The sequence below is a fragment of the Flavobacterium macacae genome, from assembly GCF_003865365.1.
GTDB classification, from domain to species: domain Bacteria; phylum Bacteroidota; class Bacteroidia; order Flavobacteriales; family Flavobacteriaceae; genus Flavobacterium; species Flavobacterium macacae.
This window is the reverse complement of the sequence record NZ_RQVR01000001.1, coordinates 249,080-269,238: the sequence shown is the minus strand read 5'-3', so window position 1 is coordinate 269,238 and position 20,159 is coordinate 249,080. Positions and strand designations below refer to the sequence as shown.

The following is a 20,159-nucleotide window of genomic DNA, read 5'->3' as shown; positions in this document are numbered from 1 at the left end:
ACAAGTAGTATCTTTACAATTGCAAAAGTATAAAATATCCTTATGATTACAAGCATTTTTAGTAAATCTCGACCAGCAAATTACATAATTATTACAACGCTCTTGGTCGTTTGCTATTTTTTATACCTGCAAAACTTTCCTGAAACCATGGAAACTTTGCAAGGAATCGGCTCGAAGCTAGCATTGTTGCTGGTTTTAATAGGTTCTTTGTTTATCATAAACTTTGTTACCAAAAAGAATGGATTGAGCAAGGACAATAGTTTTGCCTTTTTGATTTTTTTCTCATTTTTGATATTATTTCCCACAACTTTAGGGAATACAGAACTGATTTTGTCTAATTTCTTTATTCTTTTAGCTTTGAGAAGGTTGATTTCACTACAATCTTTGCTTACGCCAAAAGAAAAAATATTCGACGCCTCGTTTTGGATTTTTATCGCTTCAATTTTTCATTTCTGGAGTATTCTCTTTATTTTGATTGTTTTTGTGTCGATACTTTTTCATGTTTCAAGAGATTACAGAAACTGGGTTTTACCGTTTATCGCCTTCTTTTCTGTTGGAATTATCGGCTTGATGTACGCCTTGATTTTTGATACCAGTTTAATTGATTCAATTATTGACAGCGCTTACATTGATTTCAATTTCAATTATTTTACCAATAATTACCAGAATTTTGCCCTTTCTTTATATGTTGTTGTGGCGCTATTTTTCTTCGTAACTCAAGCAGTATCAATTCCCAGCAAGCCTTTAAATATGCAATCTTCTTACAAGAAAATCATTGTGGCTTTTATTCTTGGCGCCGTTGTTTTCTTGATTTCTTCGGATAAAAATAACAGCATGCTGATCTTTACTTTCGCGCCAGTGGCCATTATGGCGACGAACCAAATTGAAGCAATGCAGATTAATTGGATGAAGGAGACAATACTTTATCTTATTGTCGGATGTAGTTTATTGACGTTTGTGTCGCAATTATAATTTGTTTCCGTAAGCCAAATCGCCAGCATCGCCAATTCCTGGAATAATGTAATTTTTGTCGTTTAATTTCTCGTCTAACGTGGCCACCCAAAGATGGCAATGGTCAGGAAGGTTTTGTTCCAAATAAGCAATTCCTTCGGGAACAGCTATTACAACTGCAATGTGAACTTCTTTTGGGGTTCCTTTTTCCATCAATTTATTAAAAACGGCTACCATTGATTGGCCAGTTGCCAACATCGGATCAATCAAAAGCAAGTTTTTGTTTTCAATACTTGGAACGGCTTGATATTCTACCTTGATTTCAAACGCATCGTCGTTGTTATAATGATGGCGATACGCCGAAACAAAACCATTTTCAGCCGAATCAAAATAATTCAGAAAACCTAAATGCAAAGGCAAACCAGCTCTTAAAATTGAACACAAAACCAAATCGTCCTCAATTTCTGTTGTTTTTTTGATACCAAGAGGTGTTTGGATTTCGATATTTCTATAATGCAAGTTTTTGCTCAATTCATAAGACATCACTTCGCCAATTCGCTCAATGTTTCTGCGAAAACGCATGCTGTCTTTCTGAACATTTACATTTCTTATTTGTCCCAAAAAGTGATTGAGAATACTATTTTCTTCAGATAAATAATGGATTTGCATTTTGAGTTATGAATTATAAGTTTAGAATTATGAGTTTGAACCAAATTGTCTGTTCAATGAAATCTTCAAATCTGAAATCTGAAATCTTTTTACCCGCCATAAAGGTATAAAAAGTATATTTGTATTTTAATTGTAAAATTTATGTTTTCAAAACTAGCCTATTCCGTATTTGAGCAAAGTATCAATGATTATCACAAGTATGATAACGTTGACCAACCAATTAACAATCCGTATTCTAATGACACATTTGAACATTTATTGTATCTAAAAAATTGGATAGACACTGTTCAATGGCATTTTGAAGACATCATTCGTGATCCAAATATTGATCCGGTTGAAGCTTTAAAATTGAAAAGAAGAATTGATGCTTCCAATCAGGAAAGAACTGATATGGTGGAATTTATAGATAGTTTTTTCTTAAAAAAATACAGCGAAGTAAGAGTAAAAGATTCGGCAAAGATCAATTCTGAAAGTCCGGCTTGGGCATTTGACAGATTGTCTATCTTGGCTTTGAAAATCTATCACATGAACGAAGAAGCAACAAGAAAAGACGCTTCAAAAGAACACATCAGCAACTGCCAAGTAAAACTGAATGTCTTGTTAGAACAAAGAAGTGATTTGACAACGGCAATCGATGATTTGTTGACCGATATTCAAAACGGCGACAAGTATATGAAAGTGTACAAGCAGATGAAAATGTACAATGACGATGATTTGAATCCGATTTTGTACCAAAACAAAAAATAATACTAGTTTATAATATTCAGGCCTTGTTTCTAATACGTTTTAATTTGTCAAAAATCAAGCACATAGTAGTTTTCAGGCTTTCAGCAATGGGTGATGTCGCGATGACAGTTCCCGTGATTCGCGCGTTAGTTTTGCAACATCCAGAAGTGAAAATCACGGTAGTTTCCAGGCCTTTTTTTAAACCTTTTTTTGATGGAATTTCCAATGTGAATTTCTTTGCCATTGATTTGAAAGAAAGACACAAAGGTTTCTTCGGATTGCTTCGCCTGTACAAGGATCTGGCTCCATTAAAAATCGATGCCGTGGCGGATCTGCACAACGTTTTGCGTTCAAAAATCATAAGGAATCTTTTTGCATTAAGCGGAAAAAAAACTGCATTTGTTGACAAAGGAAGAGCTGAAAAGAAAGCATTGACAAGAGCCGAAAATAAAATTTTCAAACCGGTAACTTCAATGTTTGAAAGGCATACCAAGGTTTTTAAGCAACTTGGTTTTGAAATAAATCTAGATAATCCTGAGTTTCCTGCAATGGCAAATCTTTCATCCGAAATTTTAAAAGTTACGGGAGAAAAAAGTGGTAAATGGATTGGGATTGCGCCTTTTGCACAATATGATTCTAAAGTGTATCCGAAGGATTTGATGCAGGAAGTGATTGATAAATTAGCCGAAAACGCAGACAATAAAATCTTTCTATTTGGTGGCGGAGACAAAGAAATTGAAATCTTGAATCAATTGGCCCAAGGAAAGGAAAATGTAATTAATATCGCAGGAAAATTAAAATTTGATGCAGAATTAAAGCTCATTTCAAATTTAGATGTAATGCTTTCCATGGATTCTGGGAACTCGCACATTGGCGCAATGTTAGGCATAAAAGTGGTTACGCTTTGGGGCGCGACGCATCCTTACGCGGGTTTTTTATGCTTTAACCAGCCCATGGATTCTGCCTTGGCTGCTGATCGGGAAAAATACCCGTTGCTTCCCACTTCCGTTTATGGAAATAAAAAAGTAGCAGGTTATGATGACGCCATGCGAAGTATTGCTGCTGAAAGCGTCGTACAAAAAATAGAAGAATATTTAAAAAAATAACCGCAGGTTTACAGATTTTTAAAATTATCTGCGACGCTGCGGTAAGTTTTAAAGCAAAAAAATGCTTTTTATTTTTTTAAAAATCTTAAAGCCAAATCTTATTAATCCTGCAGATTTCTTTAGTGTAATTTTTTAAGTTTGAAATCGTTTCTTGATAGTTTGGCGCTTCATAACCAAAACGCTCGTGTTTCATCTGCTCTTTTCAAGTGTCTTGCAACCTTTCATTACTTTGTTGACCATATCAAGTAAAATCAACTGCTTGCTGTCGTTTTTCTCAAATTTCAGGTACACTGAAAACTTAAAACGGATTAAACGTCGTCGAAATCAATATAAATTGTTTCAGAAGTTGGATGCGCTTGGCATGTCAACGTCAAGCCTTCGGCGATTTCTCTGTCGGTCAAAATAGAGTTTTTCTTCATTTCTGCAGTTCCCGAAACAATTCTGGCGATACAGCTGCTGCAAATCCCGCCTTGGCAAGAATATGGCGCGTCAATACCTTGTTTCAAAGCGGCGTCAAGAAGGGTCATCTTTTGGGACATATCAAAAGTAGTTTCCTCATCGTCAACCATCACAGTCACTTTTGAATGGCCTTCAAGCGATTGGTCTATTTTATTTTCGGTAGCAGAAGTTGAAAATAACTCGAATTTGATATGTTTTTCGTTGATATTGTTCTCTTTCAAAACACCGTTTACGGTATTGATCATTTCTTCCGGTCCGCACAAATAAAATTTGTCGAACGCCAAAGAAGCGTGTTTGTTTTTCAAGACAAAATTTACGGCCGATTTTTCAATTCTTCCAAAAAGTGCGTTTTCGGCACGCGCTTGGCTGAATACAAAATGCACAAAAAAGCGACCTGTATATTTCAATTGCAAGTCGTGCAATTCTTGATGAAAAATCGTGTCTTCGGGTGTTTTATTTCCATAAACCAACACAAATGTGCTTTGCGGTTCTTTCTCTAAAACTGTTTTTATGATGGACATCACTGGTGTAATACCGCTTCCGGCAACAAAAGCCGAATAGTTTTTGCTTCTTTCAGGATTTGGCTCAAAAGTAAATTTTCCTTCTGGAGTTCCCACTTCAATCACGTCTCCGGCTTTTAAGCTTTTGTTTGAAAAAGTAGAAAAAACTCCGTTTGAAACGGCTTTGATTGCAATTCGCAACTCGCCACTTTCCGGTGAAGAGCAGATTGAATAAGCACGGCGAATCTCGTTTCCGTCTAAAGTCAATTTTAAGTTGATGTATTGTCCGGCGATGAAATTGTAATTGGGTTGCAGTGCTTCGGGAACATTGAAGAGCACTGAAACCGCATCTTTAGTCTCGCGTCTTACTTCTTTTATTGCTAGTTTATAAAATGTTGACATCCTTTATATTTTATGCAAAAGTAAGCAATCTGTTAAATTTTTTAAATAAGAAAACCTTAAAATTAATACATAGGATTATTATGTATAAGAAACTTATGTATATTTGTAATGCAAATTTACGCTTATGAAAAATTCACAATTGTACAAAGGAAGTCTCAATACTATAATAATGAAGCTATTAGGCGAAAACGGGCGAATGTATGGCTATGAAATTACCCAAAAGGTAAAAGACATTACGCAAGGCGAATTGAACATTACCGAAGGCGCCTTGTATCCGGCATTGCACAAATTAGAAGCAGAAGGATTGCTTGATGTGGAAATGGAAAGGGTGGACAACCGCCTTAGAAAATATTATAAACTGACCGAAAGCGGGCAAAAAGAAACCGTAAATCGTTTGGCAGAATTAGAAGAATTTATCAGGAATATGCAAATTATCGTGAATCCAAAATTAGCTTAATTATGAAACAACTTTCCTTAGAAAAAATCAAATTTATCAACAGTTATCTTGAAAAATCAGATGTCATTTTTGTAGATATTCGTGCTGAATTGACAGACCATATTGCGTCAGCCGTAGAAGAAAAAATGGAAGCCGAAAACCTTGATTTTTATGAGGCTTTCAAAGATTTTATGGTTGATAACAAAAAGGAATTGTTGAAAGAAAAGAATCATTTTTTCCCTTCGATTGTAAGATTTTCCAAAACGCTTTACAAATGGTATAATTTGGCAATCGCCCTTTTGGTTGCAATTACTTTTTATTTTATATCAGAAACAATTTTGCCTTTTATCAATGTTTTGATTTTTGGACTAATAATGTGTTTCTATGTATACCAAACAGCGAGTGCATTAATTACCAAAAAGCGTTTTGCTCATTTAGAACAAGTCACTTTTTCTCTGACGATTATTTATTTTGGATCACTTTTTTTTAATGGATTTTACAAAGATTTTCACGGAAATTTTTACAGCTTGGGAATAGTGAGTTTTCTGCTTATTGCCTTTCTAATTCATTATTGTTTGACGATTTCAAAGTTTAATCCAAAATTATTTGTTCGATGAAATTATCAGTGACCCAGATTGATCTAGTATATAAATTTACGCTGGATCATTTTGTTAAATATTATGATTTACAAACGGAATTAGTGGATCATTTGGGTAATGGAATTGAAAGCCAATGGATTGAAAATCCCACAATTTCTTTTGATGAAGCATTGCAAAATGAGTTCAAAAAATTTGGTGTTTTTGGTTTTATGGATGTTGTAGAACAACGCCAATCAGCCTTAACCAAAAGATATAATAAGTTGGTTTGGAAACATTTTAAAGCATTTTTTGCATTTCCTAAAATTATAATGACCATTTCTTTGATTTTAGGTCTGTTCTTTATTTTGAAAAACATTTTATTTGATAATGTTCTAATAAGCGTATTTGTTCTGGCACTTTTGATTTATTCTTTTTACAACATGATAAAAAATAAAAAGCGGGCAGATAAAAAAACACAGTTAGGTGGAAAACGCTGGCTTTTTAAAGAGATTATCTACAACTATGGCAACTCATTTGTTATGGTATCTTTACCATTACAGTTTTTGATTCACTTTCCACAAATTTCTATTCAGAATAATTTTATACTCTTCGCGCTTTCAACAGCAGTAGTTGCATATTATTTGACAACTTACATAATGTTCACAATAATTCCGGCAAAAGCAGAAGAATATTTGTTGGAAACGTATCCAGAATATAAATTTTCAAAATAATTTGTAACATTCTTGAATTTTTTTCTACTTATTTAATAAACCAAACCAAAATTAATATGTTTAAAAAATTCCTCTATCTCGAATGGAAAGCTTTTGTAAGGTCAGCTTCCTTCGGTACAAACCTCGCTTTAAAAATCATTTTAGGAATCGTGGCTTTCATGTATGCCATAATTTTTCTTTTTGCAGGAGTTGTATTGTTTTATGGATTAAAAGATGCCAACCTTGATCCGCTTTTGGAAGTCAACAAATACTTAATTTATTATTTGATTTTCGATTTACTTTTTCGATTGTTTTTACAAAAGATTCCGGTATTAAATATAAGACCATTGCTGACTTTGCCTATTAAAAAAGCTACGATTGTCAATTTCTCTTTGGGTAAAACGATGCTGTCTTTTTTCAACTTGGTTCACGCTTTTTTCTTTGTGCCATTCTCGATTGTTTTGTTGGTTGAAGGTTACAATCCGTTGAATGTAATTTTATGGCATGTGGCAATAATGTCGTTGATTTATGTAAATAATTTTCTAAATATTCTGTTGAACAATAAAGATTCTCTTTTTGTAATTTTCATGGTGATTTTTGGGGCTTTGGGAGTTTTACACTATTATGATTATTTCAATATAACTGATTATACTGTTGGATTTTTCCAAGGCTTGATTACAACCAATTATTTATTTCTGATTCCGGTCATTTTGATAATTACACTTTATGTAATCACATTTAATTTCTTTAAGAAAAACCTGCATCTCGACACCGGACTTTCTTCAAAACACGATATTGCCAAGACGGAACAATTCACTTGGTTAGATCAATTTGGAAACATCGGAACTTTTTTGAAAAACGACATTCGATTAATCAAAAGAAACAAGCGTTCAAAGACAACCATTTTCATGAGCGTTCTTTTCCTATTTTATGGATTGCTTTTCTTCTCCGGCGGAATCGAATCTTACGATAATCCGATGATGAAAATGTTTGCCGGAGTTTTTGTCTCCGGAGGATTTTTATTCACTTTTGGACAATTTGTTCCAAGTTGGGACAGCGCCTATTATCCGCTCATGATGACGCAAAACATTTCCTATAAAGGCTATTTGAATGCAAAATGGTGGCTGATTGTAATTGCAACGGGAGTTTCCACCCTTTTAGCAGCACCCTATTTGTATTTTGGTTTAGAAACGTATTTGATAATTATTGCTGGAGCCATTTTTAATATTGGTGTCAACTCACATTTGGTTTTGCTTGGTGGCGCATACGTGAAAACGCCAGTAGATTTGAATTCAAGCAAAGGCGCTTTTGGAGATAAAAAAGCATTCAACTTAAAAACGATGCTAATTTCATTGCCAAAAATGTTGTTGCCAATGTTAATTTATATTGCAGGATATAAATTTATTAGTCCAAATGCAGGATTAATTTTAGTCGCATTAATTGGTTTAATTGGTTTTGCTTTCAGAAATAAAGTTTTTTCGATGATTGAAAAAATTTATAAAGCTGAAAAATATTCCACAATTGCATCTTACAAACAAAAATCATAATCTTAAATTATAAAAGAAAAAATCATGATACAAGTCACTCAACTATCAAAATCTTATAACGGAACAACCGTACTTAAAATAGATAATTTAGAAATTAAAAAAGGAGAAAGCTTTGGATTAGTTGGAAACAACGGAGCCGGTAAAACCACTTTTTTTAGCCTTCTTTTAGATTTGATTCAACCATCAACAGGTTACATCAAAAACAATACTTTTCAAGTAGATAAAACGGAAGAGTGGAAACCCTTGACGGCTGCTTTTTTAGACGAAACTTTTTTAATTGGGTATCTTACACCAGAAGAATATTTTTATTTTATCGGAGATTTAAGAGGTCAAAATAAAGCCGATGTGGATGCTTTATTAGTAAAGCACACCGAGTTTTTCAACGGAGAAATTTTAAACAGCAAAAAATACATCAGGGATTTTTCAAAAGGAAACCAAAAGAAAGTGGGAATCATTGCCACATTAATAGGTAATCCGGAAGTAATTATTTTAGATGAACCGTTTGCTAATTTAGATCCAACGACACAATTTCGACTGAAGAAAATCATCAAAGATTTAGCTTCAGATCCCAATGTAACCATTTTGGTTTCAAGCCATGATTTACAACACACAGTTGAAGTTTCAGACCGAATTGTAGCACTTCATAAAGGCGAAGTGGTAAAAGACATTCAAACTTCTACAGAGACTTTGGCAGAACTTGAAACATTTTTTGCCGTATAAATTACCAAGATATTTAACAGTCGCAGATTTCTTTATTTTTAATTAATTTTAAAAAAATCAGGAAATCTGTGGCTTTTTATTTTCTATAAAAAATCAGACAATCATCAAAAAAACGGTCTTTTTATTCGACATATCAAAAAGAAGCGTATTTTTACCCGTCATTATACTAAAACCAACTTTTAAAAGTTAAGGATAAAAACGTTTTACATTGAAAACCAATACACTTAAATACGCACTTTTTCTCGGATTCTTTGCGTTTCTTGCAGCTTGTTCTACAAAGAAAAACTCTTTTGTAGGAAGAAATATGCATGCCTTAAGTACAGAATATAATGTTTTGTACAATGGCGAAATTGCCTTACAAGCTGGTATTGCAGAACTTAAAACGCAGTATGTTGATAATTTCTGGGAATTGCTTCCGGTAGAAAGAATGCAGGAAACGGAAGATAATATGCTTCCGGGTGAAAAGAAAAATCCAAATTTTGAACGTGCTGAAACCAAGGCGAACAAAGCGATTCAAAAGCATTCGATGTATATTGAAGGAAGCGAAAAAAATCCGCAAATGGACGAAGCCCACCTTTTATTGGGAAAATCAAGATATTATGATCAAAGATTTGTCCCGGCTTTAGAAGCTTTTAATTATATTCTATACAAATATCCAAAAAGCGATAAAATTTACGATGCAAAAATTTGGAGAGAAAAAACCAACATGCGTATGGAAAATGACGCCATTGCTGTAAAAAACTTAAATGCGCTTTTAAAAGAAATTAAATTTAAAGACCAGACTTTTGCGGATGCAAATGCGACTTTGGCGCAAGCGTTTTTAAATTTAGAAGAGAAAGACAGTGCGGTTTCAAAATTGAAATTGGCTGTTGAATATACCAAACAAGACGAGGAAAAGGCGAGATATCATTTTATTTTAGGGCAGCTTTATGAATCTCTAAATAAAAAAGACAGCGCATTTGCAGCATTTCAGAGTGTGATTGATATGAAAAGAAAATCACCGCGACGTTATGTAATTCAAGCGCACGCAAAACAAGCAGGTCAGTTTGATTTTAAAAGCGGCGATACTTTGGCGTTTATGAAAAAGTATAATGATTTGCTGAAAGACAGAGAAAACCGTCCGTTTTTAGATGTGATTAATCATCAAGTGGCGCTTTTTTATGACAAGCAAAATAATGACAGCTTGGCCAAAAAATACTACAACAAGTCTTTAAAATCAGTATCTCAAGATCCTTATTTGATTGCTTCCAATTATAGAAATTTAGCCGAAATTAATTTTAATGACGCCAAATATTCTCTGGCCGGACAATATTATGACAGTACTTTGGTTCGTCTTGATGCACGCACACGGGAGCACAAAGCGATTAAAAAGAAAAGAGAAAACTTAGTTGATGTAATTAAATATGAGGCGATTGCTCAAAATAATGACAGCATCCTTCACATTGTGGCACTTTCTGAACCAGGTAAAAACAAGTTCTTTGAGGAGGTTATTGCCAGATTGAAAAAAGAAGACGAAGAGTTTGCAAAAAAGGCATTGATTGCGAGTCAAAATGCGGGCAGCAATAACATGAGCATTAATGCGGCAAGTGAACAAGCTTCTGCAGAAATGCAAAAGAAAATGTCAAAAGGAGGACTTGAAGAAGCTGGACTCAATGCAAAAAGTGTAATGCAAGGTGTAAATGATCCAGTGAGCTTAATGCCTCCAGGAGAAGGACCTAGTATGAATTCATCAACGGCTTCTAATTTTTATTTCTATAATGCGGCAACGTTGGCTTATGGAAAAAATGATTTCAAGAAAAGATGGGGAAACAGAACTTTAAAAGACAATTGGAGACTTTCTGAAGGAAAATCAAAAATTGGTTTTGGAGATGAATCAGCTGAAGAGGATATTGCTTCAAGTGAAGAAACTGAAGAAAAAGAAGAATTTCTTGACCCAAGATATACCCTTGATTATTATTTAAAACAGCTTCCGACAGATCAAAAAGAGATCGACAGCCTAGGCAAGGAAAGAAATTTTGCGTATTATCAATTGGGACTGATTTATAAAGACAAATTTAAAGAGTATAAATTAGCCGAAGGAAGACTTGAAAAACTGTTAGAAAATAATCCTGAAGAACGATTGGTGCTTCCGGCGATGTACAATCTTTATAAAATTTATGAGATTACCAACAAAGAGAAATCGGTTGTGATGAAAAACAAAATCATTGCGCAATACCCAGACTCTCGTTATGCAAACATCTTAAAAACGTCACCAGCCGATTTGGCAAAAGCTAAGGATACGCCAGATGCAGCTTACAACAAATTATTTAAAAGCTATGAAGCAGGAAAATACCAGTCAGTGTTGACCGAAAGCGAAATCTTGATTGATGTTTATGCGGGCGAAGACATTATCCCTAAAATTGAGCTGCTAAAAGCCAATACCGTTGGAAAATTAAAAGGCCTTGAAGAATATAAAGGAGCTTTAAATTATGTGGCTTTAAATTATCCAAATAGCAAAGAAGGTAAAGAAGCCGAAGCGCTGTTGACAACCAATATCCCAAAATTAGAAGCGGTGGCTTTTGACAAGGAACTTCCGATGAGCTGGAAAATTTTATATAAAGTTCCTACAAATCCCGAAGATAAAAACACAAAAGCACTTCAAGAGAAATTGAAGAAATTTGTTTCAGAAAGAACCTCTGATAAATTGACTGTTTCATTTGATGCGTACACCATGACAGACAGTTTTGTGGTAATTCACGGAATGATTTCGGAGGACAGGGCAAAAGATATTGCCACGATTTTGAAGGATTACAAAGACTACAAAATTGCCGATAACGCAATTGTGATTTCAAATGAAAATTATAAAGTGGTTCAAGTAAAGAAAAATCTTCCGGATTATTTAACGGCTAAAAAACCATAATTATGTTTGAAAAATCTCCAAAATCCTACACGGATCTTTTGGGCAAAACCAACAGAATTGTGGAAGGAACCATCATAAAAGGCGATATTATTTCAGAAGCTGATTTTAGATTAGACGGAGAATTAATCGGTAATTTTCAATCAAAAGGGAAAATTGTCATCGGTCCGGCCGGAAAAGTGATCGGCGATATCAGCTGCAGAAATGCCGATATCGAAGGAAAATTTGACGGAAGAATTGAAGTGCTTGAGATTTTAAATGTAAAGTCAAAAGCAAAAATTTATGGCGAAGTGATCGTCGGAAAATTATCAGTAGAACCTGGAGCAGAATTCAGCGCATCGTGCGTGATGAAAGCAAATGTTAAAAACTTAAACCCAAACGATGGAAGACAACCAGGAGAAAAAATCGCCTAGCAAGTGGGCCGCGATGATCAATATTCCGATTCAAATGGGAGTTATCATTTTTATTTTCACCTATGCCGGAATGTGGCTTGATGAAAAATATTCAAACGGTTCTTCCACATGGACAATTATTTTGTCGCTGCTTTCTGTATTTATCGCACTTTATAACGTCATCCGCCAAGTTAAAAATTTAAACAAATAATGAATAGAATTACCGATTTTTTAAAGTATTTCGTTCCGTTTTCGGTTGTCTTATTCACAGCGCAGTATTTCACCATGCAGTCGCTATCACAAACAGTAAATTTCTTTTACCAAGCTTGGAGCATTTATACTTTTAATATAGTTGCCACCGTTTTAGTGTTCCTGTTTTTAATTTTTGTCCATAAGAGTTTTAAAGATTACACCGGATTTGCGTTCTTAGGGGCTTGCCTTTTAAGAATGATGGCAGCGGTCTTTTTTTTGATTCCGTTGATTAAAGCAGGCGTAAAAGACCCTATAATTGATATCTCGACGTTCTTTATACCCTATTTTTTATTTTTATTTTTCGAAACCTATTTTGCGGTTCGTTTAATAAACAAAGGATAATGGCTTTGAATATTAAAGAATTGTCATTGAAATGCCAAATTACTAAAAATTACATCGATATGTTTTCAAGTGTGAATTAAATATGTACCTTTGCAAAAAATTTTGAAACCTAAAATTAGATATACATTTAATAATGATAATTTCAATTAAACCAGTCCGATTTTTATTACTTGCTTTATTAGCGCTGACTCCGACGTTAAATTTTGCGGCATCAAATGATAGCATCGCTGATAAAACAGAGGTTGTCGAGCCAGTTTCAGAAGGCCATGAAGCAGTAAGTTCTCATGCAGCAGAAAAAGAATTTAGTCCTACTGATTTGATCAATTCTCATATCGGTGATTCGCATGAATTTCACATCGCAGATTGGGGGGGGCATCCCATTTCTTTTTACCTTCCTGTAATTTTATGGACCAACAGTGGTTTAGAAGTTTTTTCTTCTGAACACTTTCACCATGATAATACGGGTCATCACATTGTCAATGCTAACGGTCAAGAATTGGTTCGTTATAAAGAAATTATTTTTTATGCGGATAAATTTGAAGCATTAACTCAAGACGAAAGAGACAATGGTGCTTTTGCATTTGATGCAAGACCTTTAGATTTCTCAATCACAAAGAATGTTTTCTCAATGTTGATGTCTGCAATTGTGTTGTTCTTTTTGTTTTTTGCTGTAGCAAGATCATACAAGAAAAACCCAAAAGCACCAAAAGGATTGGCAGGTTTCTTAGAACCATTGGTAACTTATGTTAGAGACGAAATTGCTATTCCAAATATTGGAACAAAAAAATACGCTAAATTTATGCCGTATCTTTTGACTATCTTTTTCTTTATTTGGATCAACAACCTTATCGGATTAATTCCATTCTTCCCATTCAGTTCTAACTTGACAGGAAATATTTACTTTACTTTTGTAATGGCAGTTATTACTTTTATCGTCACAACAGTTAGTGGAAACAAAGAATATTGGGGGCACATTTTTTGGATGCCTGGTGTACCTACTCCGATGAAGTTTTTTATGATGCCAATTGAATTAATTGGTATGATAACAAAACCATTCGCCTTGATGATTCGTTTGTTTGCAAACATCACTGCAGGTCACATTATCATCTTAAGTTTAGTTTCTTTAATTTTCATTTTCAAATCCATTGCTATCGGACCCGTTGCTGGAGCATTTGTATTGTTCATGACTGTTCTTGAAATGTTGGTTGCTGCTTTGCAAGCGTATGTATTTACATTGCTTTCAGCATTATTTATTGGTCAGGCTGTTGCAGAACACGATCATCATTAATTAGAGTTTTATTAAATATTAACTATATAAATTTATTATTATGATTTTAGCTGGAATCGGAGCTGGATTAGCTGTAATTGGTGCAGGATTAGGTATTGGAAAAATTGGTGGTTCAGCAATGGACGCTATTGCTCGTCAACCTGAAGCTGCTGGAAAAATCCAAACTGCTATGATTATTGCTGCTGCACTTATTGAAGGTGTTGCACTTTTCGCAGTAGTTGTTGCGTTAATCGCAAAATAATTAAAGATTAAAACTTCCTGCAGGCGGTTGGCTTCAGGAAGTTTTTTTAAAAAAGACAAACAATTTTAAATATATAATCGTATGCAATTAACTTCACCAGAGAGTTTAATTTTTTGGACAACACTTATCTTTGTTGTTTTCTTCATTCTTTTGGCAAAATTTGCTTGGAAACCAATCTTGGGTGCTGTAAAAAGCCGTGAGGAATCAATCAATAATGCTTTGGCATCAGCGGAAGCAGCTCGCAGAGAAATGCAAAATTTAACTGCAGACAACGAGCGTATCTTGCAAGAAGCTAGAATGGAACGTGATGCTTTATTAAAAGAAGCGCGTGACATGAGAGATAAAATGGTTGCGGATTCAAAACAAGAAGCACAAGTTCAAGGAGAAAGAATGATCGAGCAGGCGAAAGCAGCTATCGAAGCAGAGAAAAATGCAGCTATGGCTGAATTGAAATCTCAAGTTTCATCATTGTCTCTTGAAATCGCTGAAAAATTATTGAAAGAAGAATTATCTAACAAAGATGCTCAAACCAAATTGGTGGAGAGAATGTTGGGTGACGTAAAATTAAACTAAGATCATGTCAGGAACCAGAGCAGCAATTCGTTATGCAAAAGCAATTTTAGACTTAGCCATCTCTTCAGGAGCAGGGCAAGAAGTCTATAATGATATGGTTTTGATTTCTTCAACGATAAAAGACAACAAAGAATTGAGCGATTTTATTGAAAATCCAACTCTTTCAGTTGCCGTTAAAGAAAGCGCCTTGACAGAAGTTTTCGCCCAAACAAATGGATTGACAAAAGGTCTTTTCCACTTGTTGTTCGAAAACAAAAGATTTGAGATTTTAGAAGGAATCGCTTCGCAATACACGATTCAATTTGATGAAATGAATGGTTTTGAAGTTGCTACGGTAACTACAGCTATTGAAATGGATTCCGATTTAGAAGCAAAGGTTTCAGAAAAAATCAGAGAATTTTCAAACAAGAAGATTACGATTCAAAATATCGTAGATCCTTCAATTATCGGAGGATTTATCATAAGAATAGGCGATAAGCAATACAATGCATCTATCGCTAACAGATTACAAGTATTAAAAAGAGAGTTTAGTAATTAGTTTTACCACACGTAAAGTGTATAAATTATAAAACAAAATGGCGGAAATTAAACCTGCTGAAATTTCAGCAATATTAAAAAAGCAATTATCAGGTTTTGAATCTGGTGCAACGCTGGAAGAAGTTGGAACAGTACTTAATGTTGGAGATGGTATTGCTCGTATTTACGGGTTATCAAATGTACAATACGGTGAGTTAGTAGAATTCGATAACGGATTAGAAGCTATCGTTTTGAACCTTGAAGAAGATAACGTGGGTGTGGTACTTTTAGGGCCGTCAACAGGTATCAAAGAAGGTTCAACTGCAAAAAGAACACAACGTATTGCTTCATTAAAAGTTGGTGAAGAAATGGTAGGCCGTGTTGTAAACACACTTGGTTTCCCAATCGACGGTAAAGGTCCAATCGGAGGAACTTTATACGAAATGCCATTAGAAAGAAAAGCTCCTGGAGTTATTTTCCGTCAGCCAGTAACTGAGCCATTGCAAACAGGTGTTAAAGCTGTTGATGCAATGATCCCAGTGGGTCGTGGACAAAGAGAGCTTGTGATTGGTGACCGTCAAACTGGTAAATCTACCGTTTGTTTGGATACTATCCTTAATCAAAAAGAATTTTATGATGCAGGGCAGCCTGTATTCTGTATATATGTTGCAATTGGGCAAAAAGCTTCAACTGTAGCAGGAATCGCTAAAATGTTAGAAGAAAAAGGCGCAATGGCTTACACGGTTATTGTTGCTGCAAACGCTTCTGATCCAGCTCCAATGCAAGTTTACGCACCTTTAGCAGGAGCAGCAATTGGAGAATACTTTAGAGATTCTGGTCGTCCAGCATTAATCGTTTATGATGATTTATCGAAACAAGCTGTTGCTTACCGTGAGGTTTCGCTTCTATTGAGAAGACCACCGGGACGTGAGGCTTATCCTGGAGACGTTTTCTACCTTCACTCTCGTTTATTAGAGCGTGCTTGTAAGGTAATCAACAATGATGAAATTGCAAGACAAATGAATGACTTGCCAGATTCAATCAAAGGAATCGTTAAAGGTGGAGGTTCGTTAACGGCATTGCCAATTATCGAAACACAAGCAGGTGACGTTTCTGCGTATATCCCAACAAACGTAATTTCGATTACTGACGGACAGATTTTCCTTGATGGAGATTTGTTTAACTCAGGAGTTCGTCCTGCGATCAACGTAGGTATTTCTGTATCTCGTGTTGGAGGTAATGCTCAAATTAAATCAATGAAAAAAGTAGCAGGTACTTTGAAATTGGATCAAGCACAATTCCGTGAATTGGAAGCGTTCGCAAAATTCGGTTCTGACCTTGATGCGGTTACATTGAACGTAATTGAAAAAGGAAAAAGAAACGTTGAAATCTTGAAACAAGGTTTGAATGATCCTTATACTGTGGAAGACCAGGTTGCGATTATCTATGCAGGTTCAAAAAACTTGTTGAAAAACGTTCCTGTAAGCAAAGTGAAAGAATTTGAGAAAGATTTCTTAGAATTCTTGAACGCAAAACACAGAGATACTCTTGATGCTTTGAAAGCGGGTAAATTAGATGACAAAATCACTGATGTTATCGAAAACGTAGCGAAAGAAGTTTCAGCGAAATATAACTAAAATTAAGGTATAAGGTCAAAGGTTTGGGGTTCAAATTAGAGCCCTGAACCTAAAACCAAAAACCCTGAACCCATAAGAAAATGGCAAACTTAAAGGAAATCCGTAATAGAATTACTTCCGTTTCATCAACGATGCAAATCACGTCTGCGATGAAAATGGTTTCTGCTGCAAAGCTGAAGAAAGCACAAGATGCAATCACTGCAATGCGTCCTTATGCCGAAAAACTAACGGAATTATTGCAAAATGTTAGCGCTTCTCTTGAAGGAGAAAACGGCAGCAAATATTCTGACCAAAGACCTGTTAACAAAGTTCTTGTTGTTGCAATTACTTCAAACAGAGGTTTGAGTGGTGCTTTTAACTCGAACATCGTAAAACAAACAAGAAACCTTGTGGGACTTTACGCTGGAAAACAAGTTGATTTCGTTACCATTGGAAAAAAAGGAAATGATATTATCAGAAAGACAAATACAGTAATTAATAATAATAATACTGTTTTTGACGATTTGACTTTTCATAATGTAGCTGCAATTGCTGAAGAGTTGATGCAACTTTTTGTAGAAGGCCAGTATGATAAAATTGAATTGGTTTACAATCAATTTAAAAACGCGGCAACGCAAATCATCATCACTGAGCAATTTTTGCCAATCGTTCCAATCGAGTCCGAAAGCAAAAGCCAAGTTGATTATCTTTTTGAACCATCAAAAGAAAGAATCATTGAAGAATTGATTCCGCTTTCTTTGAAAACGCAATTGTACAAAGCACTTAGAGATTCATTCGCTTCAGAACACGGAGCGCGTATGACTGCAATGCACAAAGCGACAGATAATGCAACAGAATTGAGAAATCAGTTGAAATTAACTTATAACAAAGCACGTCAAGCTGCAATTACCAATGAAATCCTTGAGATCGTGGGTGGAGCCGAAGCTTTGAAATCATAAATAATTTATAGAATATTAAAAAGGCGCTTAGAAATAAGCGCCTTTTTTGTTTTAGTTATTTAAGTGATAAAGTAAGAAATTATAAAATTCAGAATCTTCCGTAATCTGATCTTTATAATTCGCATTTTTGCCATAATGTCCTGAATTTTTCAGCGTTTTTAAATAAATAGGATTCTTTTGAGAGGCTCTATTCTGTAATTTTGCAGCAAATTTATACGAATGCAAAGGCGGTACCCTGTCGTCATTTTCTGATGTAATAATCAGGGTTGTCGGGTAATCCACATCGTCTTTAATATTGTGATAAGGTGAATATTCTAAAAGCGAATTAAATTCATTTTCTAGTTCTGGATTGCCATATTCGTCATTGTGATATTTTCCAACGGTAAACTGGCTGAATTTTGCCATATCAAAAACACCAAACTTCGGAATGGCCACCTTAAATAATTCAGGTCTTTTTGTCATCGCAACACCGACTAACAAACCACCTTGCGAACTTCCGGTAATGGCAAGTTTCTTTGGGTTTGTATAATTCTCTTTGATTAAAAATTCTGCGCCGTCAATGAAATCATTAAAAGTATTCATCTTTTTTAGGCCTTTTCCATCTTTGTGCCATTTGCGCCCTTTTTCACCGCCACCGCGAATTTCAGCATAAGCATACACGCCGCCTCTTTCTAGAAAAGTAAGCAATCCAGTATCGAAATTGGACCCATAAATGGATCCAAAACCGCCGTAAGCCTCTAATAATGTTGGATTTTTGCCATCCAAAGCCATTCCTTTTTTATGAATAATTGTTATCGGAATATCTTTACTGTCTCTGCTTTTGTAAGTCACGATTTTGGTCTCAAAATGGTCAAAAGTGAATAATGAAGGTTTTGGTTCTATGAAGTCATTAAAATAAGGTCCATACTTTCCGGTCTCAATATTTAATTTGTAATTAAGGTAAGAAATTACATAAGAATTAAATGTAACATAGAGTTCGTTTTTCTTAGCATCTAAGAAATTAATTCTGAAATCCATTCCATAGGGCGCCTCAAACTTTCTTATAAACTTTCCGCTATAATCATAAATATGCATGTAGTTTTTTGCTGTGGTTTTGTATTTGCAAATGATATAGTTTTCTAAGAATTTTGTTTCAAGTAATACACTATTGTAAATTTGGGGAATCACTTTAAATTCTTCTGACTCGTTGGTCAAATTAAAATAGCTGACTTCTCCAAAATCTGATTTTGTATTTGAAAAGTAAACTTTGCCATTTTTAATTGTATGAAAGTTAAAATCGCTTTCATTGTGCTTCGCAAAAGGTTTTAAAGCAAATGTTTCATCAGAAAGGTTAGCATAGAAATAATATCTTTCTGTTTCTGCTTTATTGGTTTCCACAATAATCAGTTTGTCTTCAGCAGTAAAAAAGTGAAAATCATTTTCAGATGCGGTAGTGTCATAAATTAACTTGTCATTCGCTTGTGTGTCACCAATTTTGTGATAATAAAGCAGGTAGGTCGAATCTCTTTCAAAGGTATTGACGTTGCTATTTCTTTTGTAAAAAACACCTTTTTCATGATTCCATGAAACGCCCGAAAACTTTATTTTTGTCAAAACATCCTCTAAAGTTTTCTTTTTCTCCACGTCAACAAAACGAATTTCTTCTTGATCGCCTCCGTCCTTGCTGATTTTAAACGCAATCATTCTTGAGTTTTTTGAAGGATAAAAACTACTGAGCCTGACGTTATTATATTTATAAATCTTATAAGGATCTATAATTTCAATAGGATCGTCGTTCAATGCTTTTCGATAAAATAAAACGGGAGGTTTGTTTTTATCAAGAATATATCTGGTATAAAAATAGTCGCCTCTTTTGGCAGGCAATCCATTTGTCGATAAGAAATCATATTCCTTTATTTTTGAAGCTGTTGAATATTTCTTTTTTACCGTTTCAAGATGGCTGTAGGTTTTGGTATTTTGTAATTCCATCCAAGCATTCGTTTCTGAAGATTTCATCTTCTCCATCCAAGAATAGTCATCTTGGTAGGTAAAGTTGTGCTTTGAAAATGGAACAGGAATCTTTTTTGCCTCGGGGTAATTTTGAGAATAGGATAGCGCAGACAATAGGCACAGCATAAAAATTAATATTTTTTTCATCAGAAATATCTTGTATTTTTCGCAAATATACCTTTTTTATATTGGCTAGCTTTTTCGTATTTTGTCTTGTAGTAAAATTTGCTATAAAAAATATCGATTACCAATTCAAATTGGTTTTAAAACCAAAGAAATAGCTATTTTTGT

21 protein-coding genes are annotated in these 20,159 nt (G+C 34.6%); 18 read left to right on the top strand and 3 right to left on the bottom strand.

Features of this window, described 5'->3' with window-relative positions; genetic code table 11:
• Positions 1 to 42 precede the first annotated feature (42 nt).
• The gene (locus tag EG849_RS01280) at positions 43 to 972 is read left to right on the top strand and encodes a DUF6427 family protein (RefSeq protein ID WP_125011272.1); all 930 of its coding nucleotides are present in this window, start codon (positions 43 to 45) and stop codon (positions 970 to 972) included.
• On the opposite strand, the gene upp is transcribed toward EG849_RS01280, so the two are convergent.
• Complete coding sequence (gene upp, locus EG849_RS01275) at positions 967 to 1,620, bottom strand: uracil phosphoribosyltransferase (protein ID WP_125011271.1); 654 nt, start codon at positions 1,618 to 1,620, stop codon at positions 967 to 969. The two genes, EG849_RS01280 and upp, sit on opposite strands and share 6 nt — an antisense overlap.
• Positions 1,621 to 1,761: 141 nt before the next feature.
• On the opposite strand from upp, the gene EG849_RS01270 reads away from it, so the two are divergent.
• Both EG849_RS01270 and EG849_RS01265 read left to right on the top strand, forming a co-directional pair.
• Positions 1,762 to 2,367, top strand: a complete 606-nt coding sequence (locus tag EG849_RS01270; protein ID WP_125011270.1) for a DUF4254 domain-containing protein — start codon at positions 1,762 to 1,764, stop codon at positions 2,365 to 2,367.
• Between the two features lie 44 nt (positions 2,368 to 2,411).
• A complete protein-coding gene (locus EG849_RS01265) occupies positions 2,412 to 3,452 on the top strand; it encodes a glycosyltransferase family 9 protein (RefSeq protein ID WP_233581732.1) in 1,041 nt (346 codons plus the stop codon).
• A 308-nt stretch (positions 3,453 to 3,760) separates the two neighbouring features.
• Here the strand turns inward: EG849_RS01265 and EG849_RS01260 are convergent, their stop codons facing one another.
• The gene (locus tag EG849_RS01260; protein ID WP_125011269.1) at positions 3,761 to 4,813 is read right to left on the bottom strand and encodes a ferredoxin--NADP reductase; all 1,053 of its coding nucleotides are present in this window, start codon (positions 4,811 to 4,813) and stop codon (positions 3,761 to 3,763) included.
• A gap of 124 nt (positions 4,814 to 4,937) precedes the next feature.
• Here EG849_RS01260 and EG849_RS01255 point away from each other — a divergent pair, with 124 nt between their 5' ends.
• The 15 genes from EG849_RS01255 to atpG all read left to right on the top strand — a co-directional run bounded on the left by EG849_RS01255 (position 4,938) and on the right by atpG (position 17,879).
• Positions 4,938 to 5,270, top strand: a complete 333-nt coding sequence (locus EG849_RS01255) for a PadR family transcriptional regulator (RefSeq protein ID WP_125011268.1) — start codon at positions 4,938 to 4,940, stop codon at positions 5,268 to 5,270.
• A gap of 2 nt (positions 5,271 to 5,272) precedes the next feature.
• Positions 5,273 to 5,866 carry a hypothetical protein gene (locus EG849_RS01250; RefSeq protein WP_125011267.1) on the top strand — a complete coding sequence of 198 codons (594 nt, stop codon included), beginning with the start codon at positions 5,273 to 5,275 and terminating at the stop codon, positions 5,864 to 5,866.
• Positions 5,863 to 6,558 (top strand): hypothetical protein, encoded by a 696-nt coding sequence (locus tag EG849_RS01245; RefSeq protein ID WP_125011266.1) that lies wholly within the window; start codon positions 5,863 to 5,865, stop codon positions 6,556 to 6,558. Before EG849_RS01250 ends, EG849_RS01245 begins: the two co-directional genes overlap by 4 nt.
• A gap of 56 nt (positions 6,559 to 6,614) precedes the next feature.
• On the top strand, positions 6,615 to 8,084 hold the full coding sequence (locus tag EG849_RS01240) for a DUF5687 family protein (RefSeq protein ID WP_125011265.1): 1,470 nt from the start codon (positions 6,615 to 6,617) through the stop codon (positions 8,082 to 8,084).
• A gap of 24 nt (positions 8,085 to 8,108) precedes the next feature.
• The gene (locus EG849_RS01235; RefSeq protein WP_125011264.1) at positions 8,109 to 8,804 is read left to right on the top strand and encodes an ABC transporter ATP-binding protein; all 696 of its coding nucleotides are present in this window, start codon (positions 8,109 to 8,111) and stop codon (positions 8,802 to 8,804) included.
• A gap of 208 nt (positions 8,805 to 9,012) precedes the next feature.
• Positions 9,013 to 11,703: a type IX secretion system periplasmic lipoprotein PorW/SprE gene (gene porW, locus EG849_RS01230; protein ID WP_199732243.1), complete on the top strand. Its 2,691-nt coding sequence runs from the start codon at positions 9,013 to 9,015 to the stop codon at positions 11,701 to 11,703.
• A 2-nt stretch (positions 11,704 to 11,705) separates the two neighbouring features.
• Complete coding sequence (locus EG849_RS01225; protein ID WP_125011263.1) at positions 11,706 to 12,113, top strand: bactofilin family protein; 408 nt, start codon at positions 11,706 to 11,708, stop codon at positions 12,111 to 12,113.
• A complete protein-coding gene (locus EG849_RS01220; protein ID WP_125011262.1) occupies positions 12,082 to 12,303 on the top strand; it encodes an AtpZ/AtpI family protein in 222 nt (73 codons plus the stop codon). Before EG849_RS01225 ends, EG849_RS01220 begins: the two co-directional genes overlap by 32 nt.
• Entirely contained in the window at positions 12,303 to 12,686 is a 384-nt protein-coding gene (locus EG849_RS01215) for a hypothetical protein (protein WP_233581731.1), read from the top strand. The genes EG849_RS01220 and EG849_RS01215 overlap by 1 nt, the downstream gene beginning before the upstream one ends.
• A 133-nt stretch (positions 12,687 to 12,819) precedes the next feature.
• Positions 12,820 to 13,974, top strand: a complete 1,155-nt coding sequence (atpB, locus tag EG849_RS01210; protein ID WP_125011260.1) for a F0F1 ATP synthase subunit A — start codon at positions 12,820 to 12,822, stop codon at positions 13,972 to 13,974.
• A gap of 40 nt (positions 13,975 to 14,014) precedes the next feature.
• Positions 14,015 to 14,215: an ATP synthase F0 subunit C gene (atpE, locus tag EG849_RS01205; protein WP_022827760.1), complete on the top strand. Its 201-nt coding sequence runs from the start codon at positions 14,015 to 14,017 to the stop codon at positions 14,213 to 14,215.
• Between the two features lie 81 nt (positions 14,216 to 14,296).
• Positions 14,297 to 14,788, top strand: a complete 492-nt coding sequence (locus tag EG849_RS01200) for a F0F1 ATP synthase subunit B (protein ID WP_125011258.1) — start codon at positions 14,297 to 14,299, stop codon at positions 14,786 to 14,788.
• Positions 14,789 to 14,792: 4 nt separating this feature from the next.
• Positions 14,793 to 15,326 (top strand): ATP synthase F1 subunit delta, encoded by a 534-nt coding sequence (gene atpH / locus EG849_RS01195; RefSeq protein WP_125011257.1) that lies wholly within the window; start codon positions 14,793 to 14,795, stop codon positions 15,324 to 15,326.
• A gap of 37 nt (positions 15,327 to 15,363) precedes the next feature.
• A complete protein-coding gene (gene atpA, locus EG849_RS01190) occupies positions 15,364 to 16,941 on the top strand; it encodes a F0F1 ATP synthase subunit alpha (protein ID WP_125011256.1) in 1,578 nt (525 codons plus the stop codon).
• A gap of 80 nt (positions 16,942 to 17,021) precedes the next feature.
• Positions 17,022 to 17,879: an ATP synthase F1 subunit gamma gene (gene atpG, locus EG849_RS01185; protein ID WP_125011255.1), complete on the top strand. Its 858-nt coding sequence runs from the start codon at positions 17,022 to 17,024 to the stop codon at positions 17,877 to 17,879.
• A 51-nt stretch (positions 17,880 to 17,930) separates the two neighbouring features.
• On the opposite strand, the gene EG849_RS01180 is transcribed toward atpG, so the two are convergent.
• A complete protein-coding gene (locus EG849_RS01180) occupies positions 17,931 to 20,015 on the bottom strand; it encodes a prolyl oligopeptidase family serine peptidase (protein WP_125011254.1) in 2,085 nt (694 codons plus the stop codon).
• Positions 20,016 to 20,159: the final 144 nt, after the last annotated feature.

What these genes read in the sequence shown, in the direction of transcription:
- EG849_RS01280 (WP_125011272.1), top strand. Translation starts at nt 43, where the DNA reads ATGATTACAAGCATTTTTAGTAAATCTCGACCAGCAAATTACATAATT.
- upp (WP_125011271.1), bottom strand. Translation starts at nt 1,620, where the DNA reads ATGCAAATCCATTATTTATCTGAAGAAAATAGTATTCTCAATCACTTT.
- EG849_RS01270 (WP_125011270.1), top strand. Translation starts at nt 1,762, where the DNA reads ATGTTTTCAAAACTAGCCTATTCCGTATTTGAGCAAAGTATCAATGAT.
- EG849_RS01260 (WP_125011269.1), bottom strand. Translation starts at nt 4,813, where the DNA reads ATGTCAACATTTTATAAACTAGCAATAAAAGAAGTAAGACGCGAGACT.
- EG849_RS01255 (WP_125011268.1), top strand. Translation starts at nt 4,938, where the DNA reads ATGAAAAATTCACAATTGTACAAAGGAAGTCTCAATACTATAATAATG.
- EG849_RS01250 (WP_125011267.1), top strand. Translation starts at nt 5,273, where the DNA reads ATGAAACAACTTTCCTTAGAAAAAATCAAATTTATCAACAGTTATCTT.
- EG849_RS01245 (WP_125011266.1), top strand. Translation starts at nt 5,863, where the DNA reads ATGAAATTATCAGTGACCCAGATTGATCTAGTATATAAATTTACGCTG.
- EG849_RS01240 (WP_125011265.1), top strand. Translation starts at nt 6,615, where the DNA reads ATGTTTAAAAAATTCCTCTATCTCGAATGGAAAGCTTTTGTAAGGTCA.
- EG849_RS01235 (WP_125011264.1), top strand. Translation starts at nt 8,109, where the DNA reads ATGATACAAGTCACTCAACTATCAAAATCTTATAACGGAACAACCGTA.
- EG849_RS01225 (WP_125011263.1), top strand. Translation starts at nt 11,706, where the DNA reads ATGTTTGAAAAATCTCCAAAATCCTACACGGATCTTTTGGGCAAAACC.
- EG849_RS01220 (WP_125011262.1), top strand. Translation starts at nt 12,082, where the DNA reads ATGGAAGACAACCAGGAGAAAAAATCGCCTAGCAAGTGGGCCGCGATG.
- EG849_RS01215 (WP_233581731.1), top strand. Translation starts at nt 12,303, where the DNA reads ATGAATAGAATTACCGATTTTTTAAAGTATTTCGTTCCGTTTTCGGTT.
- atpB (WP_125011260.1), top strand. Translation starts at nt 12,820, where the DNA reads ATGATAATTTCAATTAAACCAGTCCGATTTTTATTACTTGCTTTATTA.
- atpE (WP_022827760.1), top strand. Translation starts at nt 14,015, where the DNA reads ATGATTTTAGCTGGAATCGGAGCTGGATTAGCTGTAATTGGTGCAGGA.
- EG849_RS01200 (WP_125011258.1), top strand. Translation starts at nt 14,297, where the DNA reads ATGCAATTAACTTCACCAGAGAGTTTAATTTTTTGGACAACACTTATC.
- atpH (WP_125011257.1), top strand. Translation starts at nt 14,793, where the DNA reads ATGTCAGGAACCAGAGCAGCAATTCGTTATGCAAAAGCAATTTTAGAC.
- atpA (WP_125011256.1), top strand. Translation starts at nt 15,364, where the DNA reads ATGGCGGAAATTAAACCTGCTGAAATTTCAGCAATATTAAAAAAGCAA.
- atpG (WP_125011255.1), top strand. Translation starts at nt 17,022, where the DNA reads ATGGCAAACTTAAAGGAAATCCGTAATAGAATTACTTCCGTTTCATCA.
- EG849_RS01180 (WP_125011254.1), bottom strand. Translation starts at nt 20,015, where the DNA reads ATGAAAAAAATATTAATTTTTATGCTGTGCCTATTGTCTGCGCTATCC.